The sequence below is a fragment of the Serratia sp. LACPHL-BACT-2024-00286 genome (assembly GCF_043109535.1).
GTDB classification, from domain to species: Bacteria; Pseudomonadota; Gammaproteobacteria; order Enterobacterales; family Enterobacteriaceae; genus Serratia; species Serratia sarumanii.
The window spans coordinates 217161-235548 of record NZ_JBICNA010000003.1 but is presented as its reverse complement, the minus strand read 5'-3'; the positions used below and the strand labels follow the sequence as shown (position 1 = coordinate 235548).

19 protein-coding genes are annotated in these 18388 nt (G+C 62.8%); 13 read left to right on the top strand and 6 right to left on the bottom strand.

Translation table 11 applies throughout. The annotated features are described in order from the left end of the window. The first annotated feature begins 188 nt into the window (after positions 1–188). Positions 189–671, top strand: a complete 483-nt coding sequence (sixA, locus tag ACF8MC_RS10835) for a phosphohistidine phosphatase SixA (RefSeq protein WP_004936230.1) — start codon at positions 189–191, stop codon at positions 669–671. 72 nt (positions 672–743) lie between these two features. Here sixA and smrB read toward each other — a convergent pair whose 3' ends face one another. Then, entirely contained in the window at positions 744–1274 is a 531-nt protein-coding gene (smrB, locus tag ACF8MC_RS10830; RefSeq protein WP_033635388.1) for an endonuclease SmrB, read from the bottom strand. A 170-nt stretch (positions 1275–1444) separates the two neighbouring features. On the opposite strand from smrB, the gene prmB reads away from it, so the two are divergent. The 6 genes from prmB to ACF8MC_RS10800 all read left to right on the top strand — a co-directional run bounded on the left by prmB (position 1445) and on the right by ACF8MC_RS10800 (position 6123). Next, positions 1445–2377 carry a 50S ribosomal protein L3 N(5)-glutamine methyltransferase gene (prmB, locus tag ACF8MC_RS10825; RefSeq protein ID WP_033648158.1) on the top strand — a complete coding sequence of 311 codons (933 nt, stop codon included), beginning with the start codon at positions 1445–1447 and terminating at the stop codon, positions 2375–2377. Positions 2378–2442: 65 nt separating this feature from the next. Continuing rightward, complete coding sequence (aroC, locus tag ACF8MC_RS10820) at positions 2443–3528, top strand: chorismate synthase (RefSeq protein WP_033635387.1); 1086 nt, start codon at positions 2443–2445, stop codon at positions 3526–3528. Positions 3529–3533: 5 nt separating this feature from the next. Next, positions 3534–4361 carry a penicillin-insensitive murein endopeptidase gene (gene mepA, locus ACF8MC_RS10815; protein ID WP_060424374.1) on the top strand — a complete coding sequence of 276 codons (828 nt, stop codon included), beginning with the start codon at positions 3534–3536 and terminating at the stop codon, positions 4359–4361. Between the two features lie 3 nt (positions 4362–4364). Further along, the gene (locus ACF8MC_RS10810) at positions 4365–5171 is read left to right on the top strand and encodes a sulfite exporter TauE/SafE family protein (RefSeq protein WP_033635385.1); all 807 of its coding nucleotides are present in this window, start codon (positions 4365–4367) and stop codon (positions 5169–5171) included. Between the two features lie 80 nt (positions 5172–5251). Next, positions 5252–5809: an elongation factor P hydroxylase gene (locus tag ACF8MC_RS10805; protein ID WP_060424372.1), complete on the top strand. Its 558-nt coding sequence runs from the start codon at positions 5252–5254 to the stop codon at positions 5807–5809. A gap of 32 nt (positions 5810–5841) precedes the next feature. After that, positions 5842–6123: a YfcL family protein gene (locus tag ACF8MC_RS10800; protein WP_060438443.1), complete on the top strand. Its 282-nt coding sequence runs from the start codon at positions 5842–5844 to the stop codon at positions 6121–6123. A 40-nt stretch (positions 6124–6163) separates the two neighbouring features. On the opposite strand, the gene mnmC is transcribed toward ACF8MC_RS10800, so the two are convergent. Further along, the gene (mnmC, locus tag ACF8MC_RS10795) at positions 6164–8185 is read right to left on the bottom strand and encodes a bifunctional tRNA (5-methylaminomethyl-2-thiouridine)(34)-methyltransferase MnmD/FAD-dependent 5-carboxymethylaminomethyl-2-thiouridine(34) oxidoreductase MnmC (RefSeq protein ID WP_164105201.1); all 2022 of its coding nucleotides are present in this window, start codon (positions 8183–8185) and stop codon (positions 6164–6166) included. A 170-nt stretch (positions 8186–8355) separates the two neighbouring features. Here mnmC and fabB point away from each other — a divergent pair, with 170 nt between their 5' ends. Continuing rightward, positions 8356–9576, top strand: a complete 1221-nt coding sequence (gene fabB / locus ACF8MC_RS10790; protein WP_039564934.1) for a beta-ketoacyl-ACP synthase I — start codon at positions 8356–8358, stop codon at positions 9574–9576. Positions 9577–9788: 212 nt separating this feature from the next. Continuing rightward, positions 9789–10010, top strand: coding sequence for a hypothetical protein (locus ACF8MC_RS10785; RefSeq protein WP_004936201.1), 222 nt, complete (start codon positions 9789–9791; stop codon positions 10008–10010). A 62-nt stretch (positions 10011–10072) separates the two neighbouring features. On the opposite strand, the gene apbE is transcribed toward ACF8MC_RS10785, so the two are convergent. Beyond that, on the bottom strand, positions 10073–11104 hold the full coding sequence (gene apbE, locus ACF8MC_RS10780) for an FAD:protein FMN transferase ApbE (RefSeq protein WP_039564940.1): 1032 nt from the start codon (positions 11102–11104) through the stop codon (positions 10073–10075). A 154-nt stretch (positions 11105–11258) separates the two neighbouring features. Here apbE and ACF8MC_RS10775 point away from each other — a divergent pair, with 154 nt between their 5' ends. Further along, the gene (locus ACF8MC_RS10775) at positions 11259–12371 is read left to right on the top strand and encodes an SLC13 family permease (protein WP_164040025.1); all 1113 of its coding nucleotides are present in this window, start codon (positions 11259–11261) and stop codon (positions 12369–12371) included. Here ACF8MC_RS10775 and pepT read toward each other — a convergent pair. Next, positions 12368–13615 carry a peptidase T gene (pepT, locus tag ACF8MC_RS10770; protein ID WP_060452517.1) on the bottom strand — a complete coding sequence of 416 codons (1248 nt, stop codon included), beginning with the start codon at positions 13613–13615 and terminating at the stop codon, positions 12368–12370. The two genes, ACF8MC_RS10775 and pepT, sit on opposite strands and share 4 nt — an antisense overlap. Before the next feature lie 217 nt (positions 13616–13832). On the opposite strand from pepT, the gene ACF8MC_RS10765 reads away from it, so the two are divergent. After that, positions 13833–14729 carry an endonuclease/exonuclease/phosphatase family protein gene (locus tag ACF8MC_RS10765; RefSeq protein ID WP_060438447.1) on the top strand — a complete coding sequence of 299 codons (897 nt, stop codon included), beginning with the start codon at positions 13833–13835 and terminating at the stop codon, positions 14727–14729. A 27-nt stretch (positions 14730–14756) separates the two neighbouring features. On the opposite strand, the gene ACF8MC_RS10760 is transcribed toward ACF8MC_RS10765, so the two are convergent. Continuing rightward, complete coding sequence (locus ACF8MC_RS10760; RefSeq protein ID WP_060438448.1) at positions 14757–16190, bottom strand: PLP-dependent aminotransferase family protein; 1434 nt, start codon at positions 16188–16190, stop codon at positions 14757–14759. Positions 16191–16283: 93 nt separating this feature from the next. Between ACF8MC_RS10760 and ACF8MC_RS10755 the strand changes: the two genes are divergently transcribed. Next, positions 16284–16739, top strand: coding sequence for a rhodanese-like domain-containing protein (locus ACF8MC_RS10755; protein ID WP_060438449.1), 456 nt, complete (start codon positions 16284–16286; stop codon positions 16737–16739). A 4-nt stretch (positions 16740–16743) separates the two neighbouring features. Here ACF8MC_RS10755 and flk read toward each other — a convergent pair whose 3' ends face one another. Then, complete coding sequence (gene flk, locus ACF8MC_RS10750; protein WP_039564954.1) at positions 16744–17772, bottom strand: flagella biosynthesis regulator Flk; 1029 nt, start codon at positions 17770–17772, stop codon at positions 16744–16746. A 205-nt stretch (positions 17773–17977) separates the two neighbouring features. Between flk and ACF8MC_RS10745 the strand changes: the two genes are divergently transcribed. Next, positions 17978–18340 carry a hypothetical protein gene (locus tag ACF8MC_RS10745; protein ID WP_060438450.1) on the top strand — a complete coding sequence of 121 codons (363 nt, stop codon included), beginning with the start codon at positions 17978–17980 and terminating at the stop codon, positions 18338–18340. The last annotated feature ends 48 nt before the right edge of the window (positions 18341–18388 follow it).

The window sequence follows — 18388 nt, the reverse complement described above, 5'->3', positions numbered from 1 at the left end:
TTTGCCCGGGGAGGATTGCTGTAAAAAACAGCGTTTTCTTTAGGCAAACTTTCAGGCAAAATGCCCGGCCGCCATAAAGAGACGGCGCGTTATCGTTTTAAAGCTTTGGCTTTGGGTTGTAAAACTCGGCGGTACAGCACGCACGGCGTTTCTGTATAGCGTTACTTTGTCAACAACAGCGGTGCAATATGCAAGTTTTGATTATGCGTCACGGAGAGGCGGCGCTCGAGGCAGCCAGCGATGCGGTAAGGCCCCTTACCCTGTGCGGCCGCGACGAGTCCCGTCAGATGGCGGCCTGGTTGAACACCAAGTCTGTGGATATTGAACGCGTGCTGGTCAGCCCCTATCTGCGGGCCGAACAGACGCTGGCGACGGTGCGTGAAGCCTTGACGCTACCGGAGGGCGAAGAAGTGTTGCCCGAGCTGACGCCGGGCGGCAACGCCGAACAGGTCGGTAGCTATCTGCAGGCGCTGGCGATGCAAGGGGTGAGCTCGGTGCTGATCGTGTCGCACCTGCCGCTGGTGGGCTATCTGGTGGCCGAACTGTGCCCGGGCGAGTGCCCGCCGATGTTCGCGACCTCGGCGATTGCCAACGTCGATCTGCCGGCGGACGGCAGCTACGGCAAGTTTGAATGGCAGGTCAGCCCGTCGCAGGTGATGGCCAAAGTGTGAACCGCGGATGCGGTGCGGAATAAACTCAGGGCGATGTTTGACATCGCCCTGAGTCGTTTCTGCGGCGGGGGGCTACTCGGCCAGCTCCACCAACAGCAGGATGGCGGCGTTGCCGCCCCATTCCTTCGGCGCCTGATGAAACGCCAGCACGTCGGGATGCTGCGCCAGCCACAGCGGCGTTTGCTGTTTGAGAATGTGCTTGCCGTGCCCGTGCATCACGCAGGCGCAGTGCACGTGTTCGCGTTTGCAGGCGGCGATCAGCGCCCCCAGTTCCTGCTTGGCCTGCAGCTGGGTCAGGCCGTGCAAATCGAGAAACAGCTCCGGCGAGTAATCGCCGCGTCGCAGCTTCTTCAGCTCATACGGGCTGCTGCCGGGGCGCACGTAGCGCGTCGGGCCTTCTTCTTCCAGCTGCGGCTGGTATTCATCTGAAAAATAATAGCTGGCATCGACCTGCTCCTGCAGCAGCCGCTGCGGGGCAATCTGTTTGACCTTGGGCTTCGGCGGGCGGTGGACGATGGTGTCCTGGCGCAGCTTTTTCGCGCCCGCCACCGACTCTCTGAAGAGCTGTTGTTCGTCTTGGCTCAGAGGGGGCTTGTTCTTCATGCTTCATTCACCGGAAATCGTTTATTTCGCTAGTTTACCTTGTGAATGAGCGCTGTCGACGCAAAACTCGGGCCAGAGTGAAAAGCGCGAGGGGCAAGCGTGATTTGTCGCGGGCTTCATGGCAAACTATGCGGCTAAATCATGAAACACAGCGCCTGCCGGAGGGCAAATTGGACAAAATTTTCGTCGACGAAGCAGTGAACGAACTGCACACCATTCAAGATATGCTGCGCTGGACGGTAAGCCGCTTCAACGCCGCCAATATCTATTATGGTCACGGAACCGATAATCCGTGGGACGAAGCGGTGCAATTGGTGCTGCCAAGCCTGTTCCTGCCGTTGGACATTCCGGAGGACATGCACACCGCCCGTCTGACCTCCAGCGAGCGCCATCGCATCGTTGAGCGCGTGATCCGCCGCGTCAACGAGCGCATCCCGGTCGCCTACCTGACCAACAAGGCCTGGTTCTGCGGCATGGAATTCTACGTCGACGAGCGCGTGCTGGTGCCGCGTTCGCCGATCGGCGAGCTGATCAACGATCGCTTCAGCGCGCTGATCCCACACCCGCCACGCCATATCCTCGACATGTGTACCGGCAGCGGCTGTATCGCCATCGCCTGCGGCTACGCTTTCCCGGAAGCGGAAGTGGACGCGGTGGACATCTCCAGCGAGGTGCTGGCGGTGACCGAGCGCAACATTCAGGCGCACGGCGTCGAACACCAGGTGATCCCGATCCGTTCCGATCTGTTCCGCGACGTTCCCGCGATCCAGTATGATCTGATCGTCACCAACCCGCCGTACGTCGATGCGGAAGACATGTCCGATCTGCCGCAGGAGTTCCGCTTTGAGCCGGAGCTGGGCCTGGCGGCGGGCAGCGACGGCCTGAAGCTGGTGCGCCGCATCCTGGCCTGCGCGCCGGACTACCTGACCGACGACGGCGTGCTGATTTGTGAAGTGGGCAACAGCATGGTACACCTGATGGATCAATATCCGGACATTCCGTTCACCTGGCTGGAGTTCGAAAACGGCGGCGACGGCGTGTTCATGCTGACCAAACAGCAGCTGGTGGATTGCAAGGAACACTTCAGCCTCTACCGCAGCTAAACCGCATTTCCAGGGCCCGCACGGCGGGCCTCATAACGATAAAAGACTAACGGTAAGGAGCCGTGATGGCAGGAAACAGTATTGGGCAGATTTTCCGCGTCACCACCTTCGGTGAATCTCACGGGGTGGCGCTGGGTTGTATCGTCGACGGCGTGCCGCCCGGCATCCCGCTCACCGAAGCCGATTTGCAACACGATCTGGACCGCCGTCGTCCGGGCACCTCGCGTTACACCACCCAGCGTCGCGAACCGGATCAGGTGCGCATTCTCTCCGGCGTATTCGAAGGCGTGACTACCGGCACCAGCATCGGTCTGATCATTGAAAACACCGATCAGCGCTCGCAAGACTACAGCGCCATCAAAGACGTGTTCCGCCCGGGGCATGCCGACTACACCTACGAACAGAAATACGGCCTGCGCGATTACCGCGGCGGCGGCCGTTCTTCGGCGCGTGAAACCGCGATGCGCGTCGCGGCGGGCGCTATCGCCAAGAAATACCTGCAGCAGAAGTTCGGCGTGCAGGTGCGCGGCTATCTGGCGCAGATCGGCGACGTGACCTGCGAGCTGAAAGACTGGGATCAGGTCGAGCAGAATCCGTTCTTCTGCCCGGATCCGGACAAGCTGGAAGCGCTGGACGAACTGATGCGCGCGCTGAAAAAAGAGGGCGACTCCATCGGCGCCAAGGTCAGCGTGATTGCTGAAAATGTGCCGGTTGGCCTGGGCGAGCCGGTGTTTGACCGCCTCGACGCCGATCTGGCGCACGCGCTGATGAGCATCAACGCGGTGAAAGGCGTGGAGATCGGCGACGGGTTTGCCGTGGTGACCAAGCGCGGCAGCGAAAACCGCGATGAAATCACCCCGGAAGGCTTCCAGAGCAACCATGCCGGCGGCATTCTCGGCGGTATCAGCAGCGGCCAACCGGTGGTGGCGCATCTGGCGCTGAAGCCGACCTCCAGCATCATGGTGCCGGGCCGCACCATCAATCGCCAGGGCGAAGCGGTGGAAATGGTCACCCGCGGCCGCCACGATCCGTGCGTGGGTATCCGCGCCGTGCCGATCGCCGAAGCGATGATGGCGATCGTGCTGATGGATCACCTGCTGCGCCAGCGTGCGCAAAACGGTGATGTGGTTTCCGACGTGCCGCGCTGGTAATCGCCATGAGAAACTGGATGTTGGGCCTGGTGGCCCTGACGGCCTCCGCCTCCGCCATGGCGCTGACGCCGTGGCAGAAAATCGATCATCCGGTGGCCGGCGCGCCGCAGGCGGTGGGCGGTTTCGCCAACGGCTGCGTCATCGGCGCCCAGCCGTTGCCGCTGAACTCACCGAACTACCAGGTGATGCGTACCGACCAGCGCCGTTATTTCGGCCACCCGGATCTGTTGGCGTTCATTCAGCGCCTCAGCAGCCAGGCGAATCAGAAAGCGCTGGGCACGGTGCTGATCGGCGATATGGCGATGCCGGCCGGCGGGCGCTTCAGCAGCGGCCACGCCAGCCACCAGTCGGGGCTCGACGTCGACATCTGGCTGCAGCTGCCGCGTCAACGCTGGAGCGCGCAGCAGCTGCTGAAGCCGCAGCCGATCGATCTGGTGTCAGGGGACGGCAAGCAGGTAGTGGCGCGCCAATGGCAGCCGCAGATCGAGTCGCTGATCAAGCTGGCGGCGCAGGATGCGGACGTGACGCGCATCTTCGTCAACCCGGCCATCAAACAGCGCCTGTGCCTGGACGCCGGCGCCGATCGCGCCTGGTTGCACAAGGTGCGGCCGTGGTTCGGCCATCGCGCGCACATGCACGTGCGCCTGCGTTGCCCGGCCGACAGCCTTGAATGTAAAGAGCAGGATACGCCGCCGCCGGGCGACGGCTGCGGCGCCGAACTGGCGAGCTGGTTCGTGCCGCATCAACCGAACGCCAAACCGGGTAAACCGGTGCCGCCGCCGTTACCGCCGACCTGTCAGGCATTGCTGGATAATCACTTCGCAGCGGAATAATACATGGACTGGTTCGTCATCGGCCCCGAGATGCTCGGGGTGTTGTTTGCAGTAGCGCTGCTGGCGGGGTTTATCGACTCCATCGCCGGCGGCGGCGGGTTGCTGACGGTACCGGCCCTGCTGGCGGTGGGGGTTCCCCCGGCGCAGGCGCTGGCGACCAACAAACTGCAGTCGGTCGGCGGTTCCTTCTCCGCCAGCCTGTACTTTATTCGTCGGCGGGCGGTGAACCTCAACGACCAGAAGCTGACGATCTTTCTGACGCTGATCGGTTCGATCGCCGGCGCCATTCTGGTGCAGCATATGCGCGCCGATTTGCTGCGGCAGATGTTGCCGCTGCTGGTGATCGGCATCGGCCTCTACTTCCTGCTGATGCCGCGGCTGGGTGAGGAAGATCGTCAACGCCGTCTCGGCGCCTTGCCGTTCGGGCTGGTGGCCGGCGGCTGCGTCGGGTTTTACGACGGCTTCTTCGGCCCCGGCGCCGGATCGTTTTACGCGCTGGCCTATGTGACGCTGTGCGGTTTCAACCTTGCCAAGTCCACGGCGCACGCCAAGGTGCTTAACTTCACCTCCAACGTCGGCGGGTTGGCGCTGTTCATCATCGGCGGCAAGGTGGTGTGGAGCATCGGTCTGGTGATGCTGGTGGGGCAGGTGCTGGGGGCGCGTTTGGGCGCCCACATGGTGCTGACCCGCGGGCAGAAGCTGATTCGGCCGATGATCGTGATCGTCTCGCTGGTGATGAGCCTCAAGCTGCTGTACGACAATCACGGCGCGGAAATTCAGCAGTGGTTGAGCGCCCTGGTGCACGGTTAAAGATGAAGAGAGGGCGTTGCTTACGCGCCCTGTCTTATCGGGTATAATGGCCTCTTTATTTTTGTGGTTATAGAGTTTTTATGTCAGACACACAGACCCGCCATCACTATGAGCAACTGATCGAGATCTTCAATCAATGCTTCAGCGATGACTACAACACCCGCCTGGTGAAGGGCGACGACGAGCCGATCTACCTGCCGGCCGACGACGAACTGCCGTATCACCGCATCGTATTCGCCCACGGCTTCTACGCCAGCGGCCTGCACGAAATCTCGCACTGGTGCATCGCCGGCGAAGCGCGCCGCCAACGGGTGGACTTCGGTTACTGGTATTGCCCGGACGGGCGCGACGCGCAAACCCAGAGTGAATTCGAAGCGGTAGAGATCAAACCGCAGGCGCTGGAGTGGATGTTCTGCGTGGCGGCCGGTTTCCCGTTTAACGTCAGCTGCGACAACCTGAACGGCGACTGCGAGCCGGATCGCATCGCGTTCCAGCGCAAGGTGCGCGACCGGGTATTGACGCTGCTGGAGCAGGGAATACCCACACGGCCTGCGCGCTTTATTCAGGCGTTGCAATCGTTCTACAATACGCCACCGTTGGCGGCCGAGCATTTTCCGTATCCGGAAGATCTCAACTGACGCCACAGCCCGTTATTTAATGAGGAAATTTGATGATCGCAGAATTCGAAGCGCGCATTTTGGCGCTGATTGATGACATGGTAGAGCACGCCAGCGATGATGAACTGTTTGCCGGTGGCTACCTGCGCGGTCATCTGACGCTGGCGGTGGCCGAAGCGGAAGAGCAGGGCGAGCACACTGCCGAAGCGCTGAAAGCGCGGGTGGAAGAGAGCCTGCACAAAGCGATTGCCGCCGGGGAACTCTCGCCGCCGGATCAGATCCTGGTGCGCGGCATGTGGGAAAACCTTTATCAGGCCGCTACCCCTGCCGTCTGACCGCCATGCCGGGGCGCGCCGCCGCGCCCCTCAAGGTTGATTAAACCGTACGTCCTTTCAGCAGCTTCCTCACCCACATCCGATTTGGATTCAACGCCGCCAGCAGGCGCGCATCGCCCGGCAGCGGTTCGCCGAACAGCTGCGCCGCCAGAATTTCCGCTGCCAGCGGCGCCGAGCACAGCCCGCGCGATCCCAACCCGCCGATAGCGAACAGGCCGGGATAGACCGGCGCATCGGCGACGGTTTCGCCGCGCTGGTTTCGCCGCTGCAAATCCTGATACTGCGTCACCGTGGCCTGATAGTCCGGCAGCGCGCCGACCATCGGCAGATGATCGCGGGTGGCGCTGCGCACGCCGCAACGCGCCTGATGAGCGCTGACGTCCACCTGCTGCTGCCAGGCCTGCTCCGGCAGGCAGCGCAGCAGGCGCTCGCGGTTTTCCTGTTGCTCCTGCTCGCGGTAGTCGGTGGCGGTGTCGCCGCGCTGGTAGCTGGCGCCGATGCAGTGTTGGCCGTTGTTGGCGTTGACCGGCGTCAGGTAGCCGTCGTAGCACAACACCTGTTTCAGTTGACCGAGGGCCGGCGAGGTTGGGATGTGCGACACCTGCCCGCGCACCGCATACAGCGGCAGGGCTTGCGTCGGCGCCAGCTCGGCCAACCGGTGGCCGTTGGCCAGGATCACCGTCGCATGGCGGCGGCTTTCGCCGTGGGCGAAATCGATGCGCCAGCCGTTTTCTTCCTGCGTCAGCCTCTGTGCATCGTGCCGGTATTGGCAGACCAAGCCCTGACGCTGCGCCAGCGCGATAGCGCCGCGCGTCAGCTCGGCCGGGCAGAGCCAGCCGCCTAGCGGGTAGGTGATGCCGCCAAAGCCGGTATCGACGCCGCACAGTTCGCTGAGCGTTTCGCGGTCGGCTGCCGCCGCCAGCGCCGGCGGCCAGTCGGTTTTCAGCATATTGGCGATCTTGGCGCCGCTCTTTTCGTCGTAGGCCAGCTGGCTGACGCCGCACCACTGGTGATCAAAGGCGACGCCTTGTTGCAACAGGGCGTCGTATTGGCGGCGGGCGAAAGGAAACGCGGCGCTGAAGAAACTCTCCAGCGCGTCGCCGCTGCCGTTCAGCAGGGGGTAAATCGCCCCCTGACGGTTGCCGGATGCGCCCGCGGCCGGCTGCTCGTCGGCGCAGTACAGCGTGACGGTGGCGCCGCGCCGCAATAGGGCCAACGCGGTGAGCGCGCTGGCGACGCCACCGCCGATCAGAGCGATGTCGGCGGTGTTGTCCGCCGCCGGACGCCGATACCAGGGCGCCGGGTGGCGCGTGGGCTGCGCATCGGCCGGCAGACAGCCGGCGAGCATCTCACGCTTTTGGCCGAAGCCTTTGCAACGGTTGACCTGAAAACCGGCCTGTTGCAAGCCGCGGCGCACGAAGCCGGCGGCGGTAAAGGTGGCGAAGCTGCCTTCCGGCCGGGCGAAACGCGCCATGGCGGCGAACAGTTGCTCGGTCCACATGTCGGGATTTTTGGCCGGTGCGAAGCCGTCGAGGAACCAGGCGTCGACCTGGTTATTCATGCTGGCGTCGAACTGCGGCAGCAGTTCGTTGACGTCGCCGAACCACAGATCGAGCGTAATGCGGCCTTCGGCCAACAGCAGGCGATGGCAGCCCGGCAGCGGCAGCGGCCATTGGGCGCGCAGCTCATCGGCATAGGGAGCCAGCTCCGGCCAGCGCGCATGCGCCGCCGCCAGATCGGCCTGCTGCAGGGGGAATTTCTCGAAGCTGATAAAGTGCAGGCGTTGCAGCGCGGCGTCCGGCTCGGCCTGGCGGAAGCCCGCGAAGGCCTGCCACAGCGTAAGGAAATTGAGCCCGGTGCCGAAGCCGGTTTCCGCCACCACCAGCAGCGGGCGCGGGTGAGTGGCGAAACGCTGCGGCAGCCGGTTGCCGTGCAGAAAGACATAGCGGGTTTCTTCCAGCCCATCCTGATTGGAAAAATAGACGTCATCAAACTGTTTCGAAACAGGTGTACCCTGTTCGTTCCAGGTTAGCGTTGCGGTTTGGATGGGGGCGTGGTTCACGGTCAATAGCTCGAAATTCAAGGGATGCCGCGAATTCTAACGGCGCTGGCGCCCTGGCGCAAACTGGACAACAATAAAGCTGAAAAACGCTGATCGGACTTGTTCGGCTTACATCTGTACGCTAAAGTGCGATGCAAAATCCCGTAGGTAAATAGTGGAAGAGGTATTGAATGAAACGTGCAGTGATTACTGGCCTGGGAGTTGTCTCCAGCATTGGTAATAACCAGCAGGAGGTCCTGGCGAGCCTGCAGGAAGGACGTTCTGGGATCACTTTCTCCCAGGAGCTGAAAGATTCCGGCATGCGTAGTCACGTATGGGGGCAAGTTAAGCTCGACACGACCGGCCTGATCGACCGCAAGGTGGTGCGTTTCATGAGCGATGCTTCCATCTATGCCTTCCTGGCGATGCAAGAAGCGATCGCTTCTTCCGGCCTGAAGGAAGAAGAGTATCAAAACAACCCGCGCGTGGGCCTGATCGCCGGTTCCGGCGGTGGTTCTCCGCGCTTCCAGGTGTTCGGCGCCGATGCGATGCGCAGCCCGCGCGGCCTGAAAGCGGTTGGCCCATACGTGGTCACCAAAGCTATGGCTTCCGGCGTTTCCGCCTGCCTGGCGACGCCGTTCAAAATCCACGGCGTGAACTACTCCATCAGCTCCGCTTGCGCGACCTCCGCACACTGCATCGGTAACGCGGTTGAGCAAATCCAGCTGGGCAAACAGGACATCGTGTTCGCCGGCGGCGGCGAAGAGCTGTGCTGGGAAATGGCCTGCGAGTTCGACGCGATGGGCGCGCTGTCCACCAAGTACAACGACACGCCGGAAAAAGCCTCCCGTACTTACGACGCCGATCGTGACGGTTTCGTCATCGCCGGCGGTGGCGGTATGGTGGTGGTTGAAGAACTGGAACACGCGCTGGCGCGCGGTGCGCACATCTACGCGGAAATCGTTGGCTACGGCGCAACGTCTGACGGCGCCGACATGGTAGCGCCATCGGGCGAAGGCGCGGTGCGCTGCATGAAGATGGCGATGCAGGATCTGGATGCGCCGATCGACTACATCAACGTGCACGGCACCTCCACGCCAGTAGGCGACGTGAAAGAGCTGGGCGCGATTCGCGAAGTGTTCGGCGACAATACCCCGGCTATCTCCTCCACCAAGGCGATGACCGGTCACTCGCTGGGCGCCGCAGGCGTGCAGGAAGCGATCTACAGCCTGCTGATGCTGGAGCACGGCTTTATCGCGCCGAGCATCAACATCGAAACCCTGGATGAGCAGGCGGCCGGCATGAACATCGTGACTCAGCCGACTCAGCGCGAGCTGACCACCGTGATGTCCAACAGCTTCGGCTTCGGCGGCACCAACGCCACCCTGGTGATGCGCAAACTGGCGAAATAATCCCGCCTGAGTCTCACCTCGCTATCAAGCCCGCGTTTTCGCGGGCTTTTTACTGGCCGAAGCCCGCCGGCCGGGCGTTCGGAGTTTTCCCAAATCACATCCCCTGACACATCATTACCTCGCCATTACACGCGTTGGGCATACAATAGCCGGGTAGCGTGATTATCGCTCGGCGTAGTTTTCCAAAGTGATCGAACATTGAGGCACGAAGTATGAAAAAGTTAATTGCGGTTGGGTTACTGTCGGCCGTGTTGGCCGGATGCGCCACCGATTCTCCCTGCGTGCCGGTCTACGATGACCAGGGGCGCCTGGTGCACACCAACACCTGCATGAAGGGCACCACTCAGGATAACTGGGAAACCGCGGGTGCGATCGCCGGCGGCGCGGCGGCGGTTGCCGGCCTGACTCTCGGCATCATCGCGCTGACCAAGTGATCGGCGCAGCGCCTGCGGGCGCATGCAACCAGCCCGGCCATCGCGCGCCGGGCTTTTTTATTTCACTGCACCAAAAACGCCTTGAACTGCGGCGTCATCACGGCGCTGAAACCGTCGTCGGTTTTGCTGATCAGGTAGACCGCCAGCCCTTTCTCTTCGGCAAGTTTCAACGCTTTCTCCGTGCCCAGAACCATCAGGCCGGTATCCCAGCCGTCGGCCTCGAGCGCGGTGGGGGCGATCACCGTGGCGGAAACCAGGCGGTGGTTGATCGGCCTGCCGGTGGTCGGATCGATGACATGGGAGTAGCGCTGGCCGTTTTGTTCGAAGTAGTTGCGGTAGCTGCCGGCGGTGCTGATGCCGTAACCGTGCAGATCCACCAGCGCCTGCACCGCATTTTCACGGTCGGTCGGCTTTTGGATTGCCACCCGCCAGGGTTTGCCCTGGCCGTTGACGCCGCGTGAAGAGACCGCGCCGCCGACCGATACCAGGTAGTTGGTAATGCCGTTGCGGTTCATCAGGCGCACCAGTTCATCGGCGCCGTAGCCTTCGCCCAGTGTCGAGAGATCGACATACATGTCCGGCAGATCTTTTTGCAGCCACTCCCCGCGATTGTCGCTGATAAGCTTCAGGTGCTGCAGGCCGGTGCGCTGCTTCGCCGCGTCGATCTGCGCCTGTTCCGGCACTTTGACCGGGTGCTTGTCGGGGCCGAACCCCCACAGGTTCACCAGTGGGCCGACGGTGATGTCCATGGCGCCGCCGGTATCGCGGCCGATGCGCTGGGCCATCAGCACGATGTCTGCCATGCCGCGCGGGATCGGCTGCGGTTCGAGGCCGGCGCTGCGGTTAAATTGCGACAGCACCGAGTCGGCGCGGTAGGTGGAGATATCGTCGTTGGCCCGTTCGAGCACCGCGTCGATCTGCCGCTGCAGTTCTTGCTTGCCGATCGCGACGTCACCGCTGACTTTAACGCTGTAGAAGGTGCCCATGGTCTTGCCGTCGATATCGATTTGCGGGCGGGAGGCGGCATCGTCGCAGGCGGCGAGCAGGGCGCATAAGGCGCTGAGCAACGCCCCTTTGGCGAACAGGGAAGCCATAACATGTCCTTTGAAAACGAGAAAGCCGCTACAAATAAAGTAAAGCGCGGCAAATGGAAAGCGGATAAAGGTAAAATAGCATTTTGCTGGCGTAGATGCCGCGCCTGAGCTAACGTCTCGCTCATGCTTTTCGCTGAGGTTTCAAGCTGCCACCATGAGTTCAACCGCCATTTCCCGGCTTATCCACCCCTTTGTCAAAGACCGTTTCCTGCACGTGCTGTTGCTGGCCGGCGCAGCGATGTTCGCCTTTGATCCGCAGCCGCTGGCGGCGCTGGGCGGTTTCATCGACGGCCGCACCCTCATCACTCTGCTGGGGCTGATGCTGCTGACCAAAGGCGTCGAGGTCAGCGGCTACTTCGACTTCGTTGGCCGCAAGATTATCAACCGGTTGCACAGCGAACGGCGGCTGGCGCTGTTCCTGGTGTTTTCCGCCGCGCTGCTGTCGTCGTTTCTGACCAACGACGTGGCGCTGTTTATCGTCATTCCGCTCACCATCACGCTGAAAAAGCTGTCGGCGCTGCCGGTTGGCCGTTTGATCATCTTTCAGGCGCTAGCGGTGAACGCCGGTTCGCTGCTGACGCCGATCGGCAACCCGCAAAATATCCTGCTGTGGAGCCGCTCCGGCCTTTCTTTCCTCGGCTTCATCGGCCAGATGGCGCCGTTTGGCGCCGCGATGATGCTGAGCCTGCTGGCGTTGACCTGGTTCAGCTTCCCGGCGCGCGACATCGTGAAAACGCCGAATACCGAGGGTTACCCCTATCAACGGCCGCTGTTGCTGAGCTGCGTGGGGCTGTATGCGATCTTCCTGCTGTGCCTGGATATCGGCCTGCCGCTGTATGGGTTGCTGGCGGTGTTCGCCGGCTTTTTGTTGCTGGCGCGCCGGGTGCTGTTGCAGATCGACTGGGGCCTGATTTTCGTGTTCGCCGCCATGTTTATCGATGTTGGCCTGTTTACCCGCCTGCCGCCGCTTCAGCCGGCGTTTGCCGCCATCGCCGGGCTGAGCGACGGTGGGGTGTATGCGTTGGGCGTTGGGCTGTCGCAGATCGTCAGCAACGTGCCGGCCACCATTTTGCTGCTCAACTATGCGCCCTCCAGCACGCAACTGGCCTATGCGGTCAATGCCGGCGGCTTCGGGTTGGCGATCGGATCGCTCGCCAACCTGATTGCGCTGCGCATGGCGGGGGAGCGCAAGATCTGGTTGCGCTTCCACTATTACTCGCTGCCGCTGCTGGCGTGGGCCGCGCTGGTCGGCTGGCTATTGAGCTAACTCTGATTACCGCTCTGCCGGGCGGCCAGCAGGCAAATGCTGCGGGTCACCTGGTAGGATTTCACGAAGGCGCTGACGGGTAAAAACTCGAAGCGCGAGTGGAAGTTATGCGCGCCGGTGAAGTAATTGGGCGTCAGGATGCCGCGGCTCGAGAGCGCCGCGCCGTCGGTGCCGCCGCGCATCGGGATCACCTTCGGCGGGATGCCGTGGGCGGCAAGGGCGCCGAAGATCAGATCGATGGCGCGCCGATCTTCGCCGATGGCGTTGCTGATGTTGCTGTAGATGTCGCTGATGCTGCAGCTGACGTTGGCGCGCGGATAGCCGGCCGCCACCTGACGCACCGTCTCCTCAAGGCGGGCTTTGCGCGCCTCGAACGCCGCGCTATCGAAGTCGCGAATCGACACCTTCAGCGTCGCCTGATTGGCATTGGCGGCCAGATCGGTGAACCAGAAATAGCCCTCGCGCCCGTCGGTGTGTTCCGGGGTATCCTGCACGTCGAAGCGGTTGATGATGTCGTTGGCGATGCGTATCGGGTTGATTAACACGTTTTTCGCCGACATCGGGTGCGCGGTCACCCCCTCGATGCGGATTTCCGCCGCCGCCGCGTTGAAATTCTCGTAAACCACTTCACCCAGTTCGCAGCAGTCGATGGTGTAGGCGAAATCGACGGGGAAACGCTGCAGATCCAGCGCCTTGGCGCCGCGCAGGCCGATCTCTTCATCCGGCACGAACGCCACCACGATATCGCCGTGGCGATCGGCGGCGGCCAGGTTGGCCAGCAGCGTCATCACCACGGTGACCGCCGCCTTGTTGTCGGCGCCCAGCACGCTGGTGCCGTCGCTGAACAGGATCTCTTCGTTGCGGTAGGGCAGGATCTCCGGGTGTTCGGCGACCCGCAGCCAGATGTCTTGCTCGGCGTTCAGGCATACATCTTCGCCGGTGAAGCGCAGGCGCTGCGGGCGAATCTCGGGCGACAGGCCGACGTCCACGGTGTCGATATGGGTGATGAAGCCGATGCGCGGCGCGCCGGGCTGGGTGCCGGGCTTGCGGGCGGTGACGGTGGCGTGGTCGTCTATCTGCACGTCGGCCAGGCCGAGCCGGCGCAGCTCTTCCGCCAGCAGCTGCGCCATTTCATGCTGCCCCGGCGTGCTGGGCAGGACGGTTGCGGCGGCGTTGCTCTGGCTGGTGACCGCCAGGTAGCGGAAGAAACGTTCGGTAAGCTGTTCGGCAATCGGGCTGGTCATCGGAACTCCTCGCGGTTGGCAATCTACCGGTTTTAAAACGAAATCAGCCGTTTGTCCAACGGTGCAATGCGTAAACCGCCAGAATGCGAAGCATCGCGCAGAAACGAAAAATAGCGGTGCAACTAGGAAATAGTCGCAGGTTTCTGCGGCAAAATCGGTGTTAGCTGTGGGCCGGGAAGCGCCTACATAACACTTATCTGTCCCTCAAGGAGAATTCATGCACACCGGTCACGCTCTGCTTATCACCTTACTGTCCCTGGGCCTCTCTCACAGCGCCTGGGCCTCTGCCGATGCCGGCCATGCCAACAGCAACGCCAACAGCCGCGAAGTGGCCAGCGCGTTGGGTGGCCTGAAAAATAAAACCTATGAACTAGAACAGGCGCCGAAGATCCGCGTCGCCAGCTTCAATATCGCCGCCGGCAAGGTCAGCGACATGACCGCCATCGCCAAGGCAATTCGCGCGATGAACGTCGACGTGGTGGCGCTGCAAGAGGTGGATAAACTCACCGCCCGCAGCGGCCGGGTCGATCAGGCGGCGGAGCTGGCGAAGCTGACCGGCATGCAGGCGGTGTTTGGCCGGGCGATCGATTACGACGGCGGCGAATATGGCCTGGCGTTTCTCTCGAAGTATCCGCTGCACGATGCCGTGATCTATCCGCTGCCGTCCGGCCAGCGCGAACAGCGCATCGCCTTCAGCGCCAAGGTCGACGTGCCGGAGTTCCCGGCGCCGATCACCCTGTTCAACGCCCACCTCGATACCAAGGAAGATCCGACGATGCGCCTGGATCAGGTGCGGGAGCTGAACGATCGCGCCATCGAAGTGCGCGGCATCAAGCTGCTGTTCGGCGATATGAACGATGTGCCGGGCAGCGTGACCTGGCTGGAGCTGAGCCGCTATTGGAACGACATCATGCCTGACGGCCAGGATGGCCGCAGTTGGCCGGCGGAAAACGCCGAGATCAAGGTGGATTACATCTTCACCGGTAACGCGCAGCGCTGGCATCTGGACAGCCTGACGGTGCCGAACGCCAGCGGCGACTGGAACGGCGTGCATTGGCCGGCGGTGAGCGACCACCTGCCGCTGGTGGCGGAGATGCGCCTGACCGAGCAATAAGCGGATGGGCATCCCATTGAGGCCGCGTTAAGCCACGGCGATCTGCGCCAGCCGCTCGACGGCGCTGCGGATCTCGCCCGGCGTCAGGGCCGAAAAGCCCAGCAGCCAGCCGTCGCGCTGCGCCTGCGCCGTCTGGTATTGCGCCTTCAGCCTGGGCGTGAGGATGCCGAGCCGCCGCGCCTGTCGGCTGAGCGCCGCCTCCTGGCCGGGCGGCAGCCAGACGCTGAGCTGCAGGCCGCCGGTGGCGGGAGCGGGCGTGGCGAAGTGGCCGAGTTTTTCGCGTACTTCCGCCAGCAACACATCGCGCCGGCTGCGGTAGAGCTGGCGCATGTAGCGGATATGCGCGGCGAAGTGCCCCTGGTGGATGAATTCGGCGGTGACCGCCTGCATCAGCTGCGCGCTGTGGCCGTCATACACCGTACGCGCGGTGACGAACGCTTCAACCAGCGCGGGCGGGGCGATCAGATACGCCAACCGCAGTGAAGGGAACAGCGACTTGGAGAAGGTGCCGAGGTACAGCACCCGCCCACGGCGATCCAGGCCCTGCATCGCCGGTATCGGCAGGCCGTCGTAATGAAACTCGCTGTCGTAATCGTCCTCGATGATCCAGGCCTGTTGCCGCTCTGCCAGCGCCAGCAACGCCAATCGGCGCGCCAGGCTGAGCGCGGCGCCGGTCGGGTATTGGTGTGAGGGGGTCAGATAAATCAAACGTGGGTCCGGCAAGGAGGATTCAGCACGCAGGCCGTCGCCGTCCACCGCGACCGGCGTCAGGGCGGCGCCGGCGCTGATAAAGGCGTTTCTTGCCCCGGTGTAACCCGGCTCTTCCATCCAGACGCTGTCGCCGCTGTCCAGCAGCAACGTGGCGATCAGCTGCAGCGCCTGCTGCGAACTGGTCAGCACGATAACCTGACGTGCATCGCAGATCACGCCGCGCGTTTGGTTGACGTGGGCGGCAATCGCCTCACGCAGCGGTAAATAGCCCTGCGGGTCGCCGTAGCGCAGCAGGCTTTCTCCCTGTAGCCGCAGGCGCTGTGCGGTCAGCTGCTTCCACAAGGCCAGCGGAAACGCGCGCAGGTCCGGTGAACCGGCGGCGAACGCCTGTGGCTGCTGCGGATCGCGGCAGCCGCCGGTTTGCACGATCTGTTGGCCGCGCTGCGAAAGGCGCGGCATGCCGGATCCGGCTGCCGGCGGCGGTGATTTGGCGATGGTAATCGCCACAAAGGTGCCCTGGCCGACGCGGCGCTGCAGATATCCCTCCGCCTCCAACTGACCGTAGGCCGCTTCGACGGTCACTCGCGAGAGGCCCAGATCGCTGGCCAGCACCCGGCTGGAAGGCAGGCGTTGCCCAACGTTCAATGCCCCTTGATGGATGGCCTGCCGCAGTGCGCCGCACAGGCGATCGCGCAGCGTGCCGGCGGTGTGGGGCGATTGCTGAAACAGCGTGACCAGCGAGTGCCGCATAATTGGCCTTATGATTTATGGAAAATGGGTATCAATCATAAGACCAAAATGAGGCACTATTGTCATCTGTCTTGATGCACGGGAGTGAGTGGTATGTCGAAAGAATCATTGGTGCTGGCTTTTCCACCGGCGGCGCCGGAAGAGAGCCTGGCTTACCTGGCGGCCAAGCTGAGCCGCTATGCGGATGCCTGGGACGTGGCGGAAGATCTGCGCAACGGCGTGGACGGGATAGTGGTGATCGACACCCGCGCAGAGGCGCTGTACGCCGCCGGGCATATCCCCGGGGCGATCAGCTTGCCGCATCGCCTGATGGATGAAGCCGGCACGGCGCAACTGGATCGCCAAAAGGTGTATGTGACCTACTGCGACGGCATCGGCTGCAACGGTTCCACCAAAGGCGCCTACAAACTGGCGAAGCAGGGATTCAGGGTGAAGGAGCTGATCGGCGGGCTGGATTTCTGGCTGCGCGACGGCCATCCGTTGGCCATCGACGAACAGCCGGGATCGCTGCGCGATCGGGCGGCTGCTGAGGACTGCGGCTGCGCCTGAGGTGTTAAAACACCAGCGCCAGTACGATCGCCAGCGCCACCAGCAGCAGGATCAGCGCCGCGGCAGGCTTGCTGAGCGCTTTTTGCAGCGGCAGCGGCAGGGCGGCGATCAGCGGGTTGAGCAGCGGCTGCGGCTCGACGGGCTGGCTGACGATCGGCTGCGCCTGGCCGGCCTTCTCCAGGCGGCGGGCAAACAGCTGATGAATGGCGTCGCTCATTTGCGGATGCGTCAGAGGCGCATTGGCGCCGCAGTTGAAGCGCGTCTGGCAATAGTCGTTCATCTGCTGCAGCTCTTGCTCGTCCGCCGGCTGCTTGAGTGCCGCCAGCAGATTGTTCAGCGTCGGCGCGCTCTGCGGGCTGAGGGCCACCTTCACCTGCAAGAATTGGTTCAGCAGCTGGAAGTGGCGCGCCGGCAGCGGATCGTTGGTTTTCACGCCCGCCAAATCAAACAGCGTTTGCCAGATTTTAGCCGGCGCTTCACCGGTGGCCGCGCTAAGTTTGGTGACCTGCTGCTGCAGGCTTTGATGCTCTGCGGGCAGCAGCGGGCGATCGCTGGTGGCGGTTTGCTGCGGCTGGGGAATGGCCAGGCCGCCGGTTTGCAACAGATTCAGCACCTGCTGCAGCTGTGGTGGGCTCAGCTGGCTCAGTACCGTGTGGCCGAACTGCTGGCGAATAAAGTCGCTGACCGCCTGGCGATTGTTGCCCTGCGGCAGCAATTCGGCCAGCTGTTGCAACAGCTGGCGCCCGGCATGGTTTTGCTGCGCCTGCGTCAGGCGCGTTTGCAGCAGCTGTTCCGCCGGTTGAAAATGACGCGCCAGCAGTTCACCGCCGTTATCGGCGCCGAGATCGTGACGCAGAGTCGCCCAGATCTCCGCCGGCTTTGCCGGGCTGAGCGTCATGATTTTCACGATCAGCTTTTCCAGCGTCGTGCGCTGCGCCGGAGAGAGGGGTTGATCGTCAGTGGCCGCCGTTTTGCCCGGGGAGGGAGGGCGTTCGCCGGCGATTGGGGTGCCCGGCCCACTCAAAGGTTGCATATCACCAGTCCTTCGCTGTGTATCCCCGCAGAATGCCTGGAGGAGAGAATCATCATCGTACCCGGCGAAAAGCGCAGGCTTACCCACTATGATACCTGTAAATCGCCGCCATCAATACCGCCGCTCAGACATTTCTTTACCGACAAAACGTTGCTAATCGCGCCCGCGCCGCTAAGATAGCCCCAGACCCGAACGTGAGGATGGCATGGTTAAACGGCAGCGGATTGCAAAATGGTTTTTATGCCTGGCTTGCCTGGTGGTGCTGACGTGCATGACCCAGCGCATGGCGGGCCTGCATGCGCTGCAGCAAACGCTGGGGATCCCGGCGGCCACTGCCGTTCAGTCCGGTGATACCGCCGCCGAAGCGCAGCCGACGCCCTGTGAGCTGAGCGCCAAGTCATTGCTGGCCGCGCCGCCGGTGATGTTCGAAACCGTGCTGTTCGGGCTGGGTCTGCTGCTGGCGCTGTTGGCGCCGACCATCGCCGCGCGCCTGCGCATTCCTCCTCTCCGCGCCATTTCACCCCCCACCCTCAGGGTGCACCTTCGATTATGCGTCTTCCGTGAATGAGTTAATCGCCCGTTTTTCGCGGTGATTTAATCATTTATGGAGAATTAA

What these genes read in the sequence shown, in the direction of transcription:
- sixA (WP_004936230.1), top strand. Translation starts at nt 189, where the DNA reads ATGCAAGTTTTGATTATGCGTCACGGAGAGGCGGCGCTCGAGGCAGCC.
- smrB (WP_033635388.1), bottom strand. Translation starts at nt 1,274, where the DNA reads ATGAAGAACAAGCCCCCTCTGAGCCAAGACGAACAACAGCTCTTCAGA.
- aroC (WP_033635387.1), top strand. Translation starts at nt 2,443, where the DNA reads ATGGCAGGAAACAGTATTGGGCAGATTTTCCGCGTCACCACCTTCGGT.
- mepA (WP_060424374.1), top strand. Translation starts at nt 3,534, where the DNA reads ATGAGAAACTGGATGTTGGGCCTGGTGGCCCTGACGGCCTCCGCCTCC.
- ACF8MC_RS10810 (WP_033635385.1), top strand. Translation starts at nt 4,365, where the DNA reads ATGGACTGGTTCGTCATCGGCCCCGAGATGCTCGGGGTGTTGTTTGCA.
- ACF8MC_RS10805 (WP_060424372.1), top strand. Translation starts at nt 5,252, where the DNA reads ATGTCAGACACACAGACCCGCCATCACTATGAGCAACTGATCGAGATC.
- ACF8MC_RS10800 (WP_060438443.1), top strand. Translation starts at nt 5,842, where the DNA reads ATGATCGCAGAATTCGAAGCGCGCATTTTGGCGCTGATTGATGACATG.
- fabB (WP_039564934.1), top strand. Translation starts at nt 8,356, where the DNA reads ATGAAACGTGCAGTGATTACTGGCCTGGGAGTTGTCTCCAGCATTGGT.
- ACF8MC_RS10785 (WP_004936201.1), top strand. Translation starts at nt 9,789, where the DNA reads ATGAAAAAGTTAATTGCGGTTGGGTTACTGTCGGCCGTGTTGGCCGGA.
- apbE (WP_039564940.1), bottom strand. Translation starts at nt 11,104, where the DNA reads ATGGCTTCCCTGTTCGCCAAAGGGGCGTTGCTCAGCGCCTTATGCGCC.
- ACF8MC_RS10775 (WP_164040025.1), top strand. Translation starts at nt 11,259, where the DNA reads ATGAGTTCAACCGCCATTTCCCGGCTTATCCACCCCTTTGTCAAAGAC.
- pepT (WP_060452517.1), bottom strand. Translation starts at nt 13,615, where the DNA reads ATGACCAGCCCGATTGCCGAACAGCTTACCGAACGTTTCTTCCGCTAC.
- ACF8MC_RS10765 (WP_060438447.1), top strand. Translation starts at nt 13,833, where the DNA reads ATGCACACCGGTCACGCTCTGCTTATCACCTTACTGTCCCTGGGCCTC.
- ACF8MC_RS10760 (WP_060438448.1), bottom strand. Translation starts at nt 16,190, where the DNA reads ATGCGGCACTCGCTGGTCACGCTGTTTCAGCAATCGCCCCACACCGCC.
- ACF8MC_RS10755 (WP_060438449.1), top strand. Translation starts at nt 16,284, where the DNA reads ATGTCGAAAGAATCATTGGTGCTGGCTTTTCCACCGGCGGCGCCGGAA.
- flk (WP_039564954.1), bottom strand. Translation starts at nt 17,772, where the DNA reads ATGCAACCTTTGAGTGGGCCGGGCACCCCAATCGCCGGCGAACGCCCT.
- ACF8MC_RS10745 (WP_060438450.1), top strand. Translation starts at nt 17,978, where the DNA reads ATGGTTAAACGGCAGCGGATTGCAAAATGGTTTTTATGCCTGGCTTGC.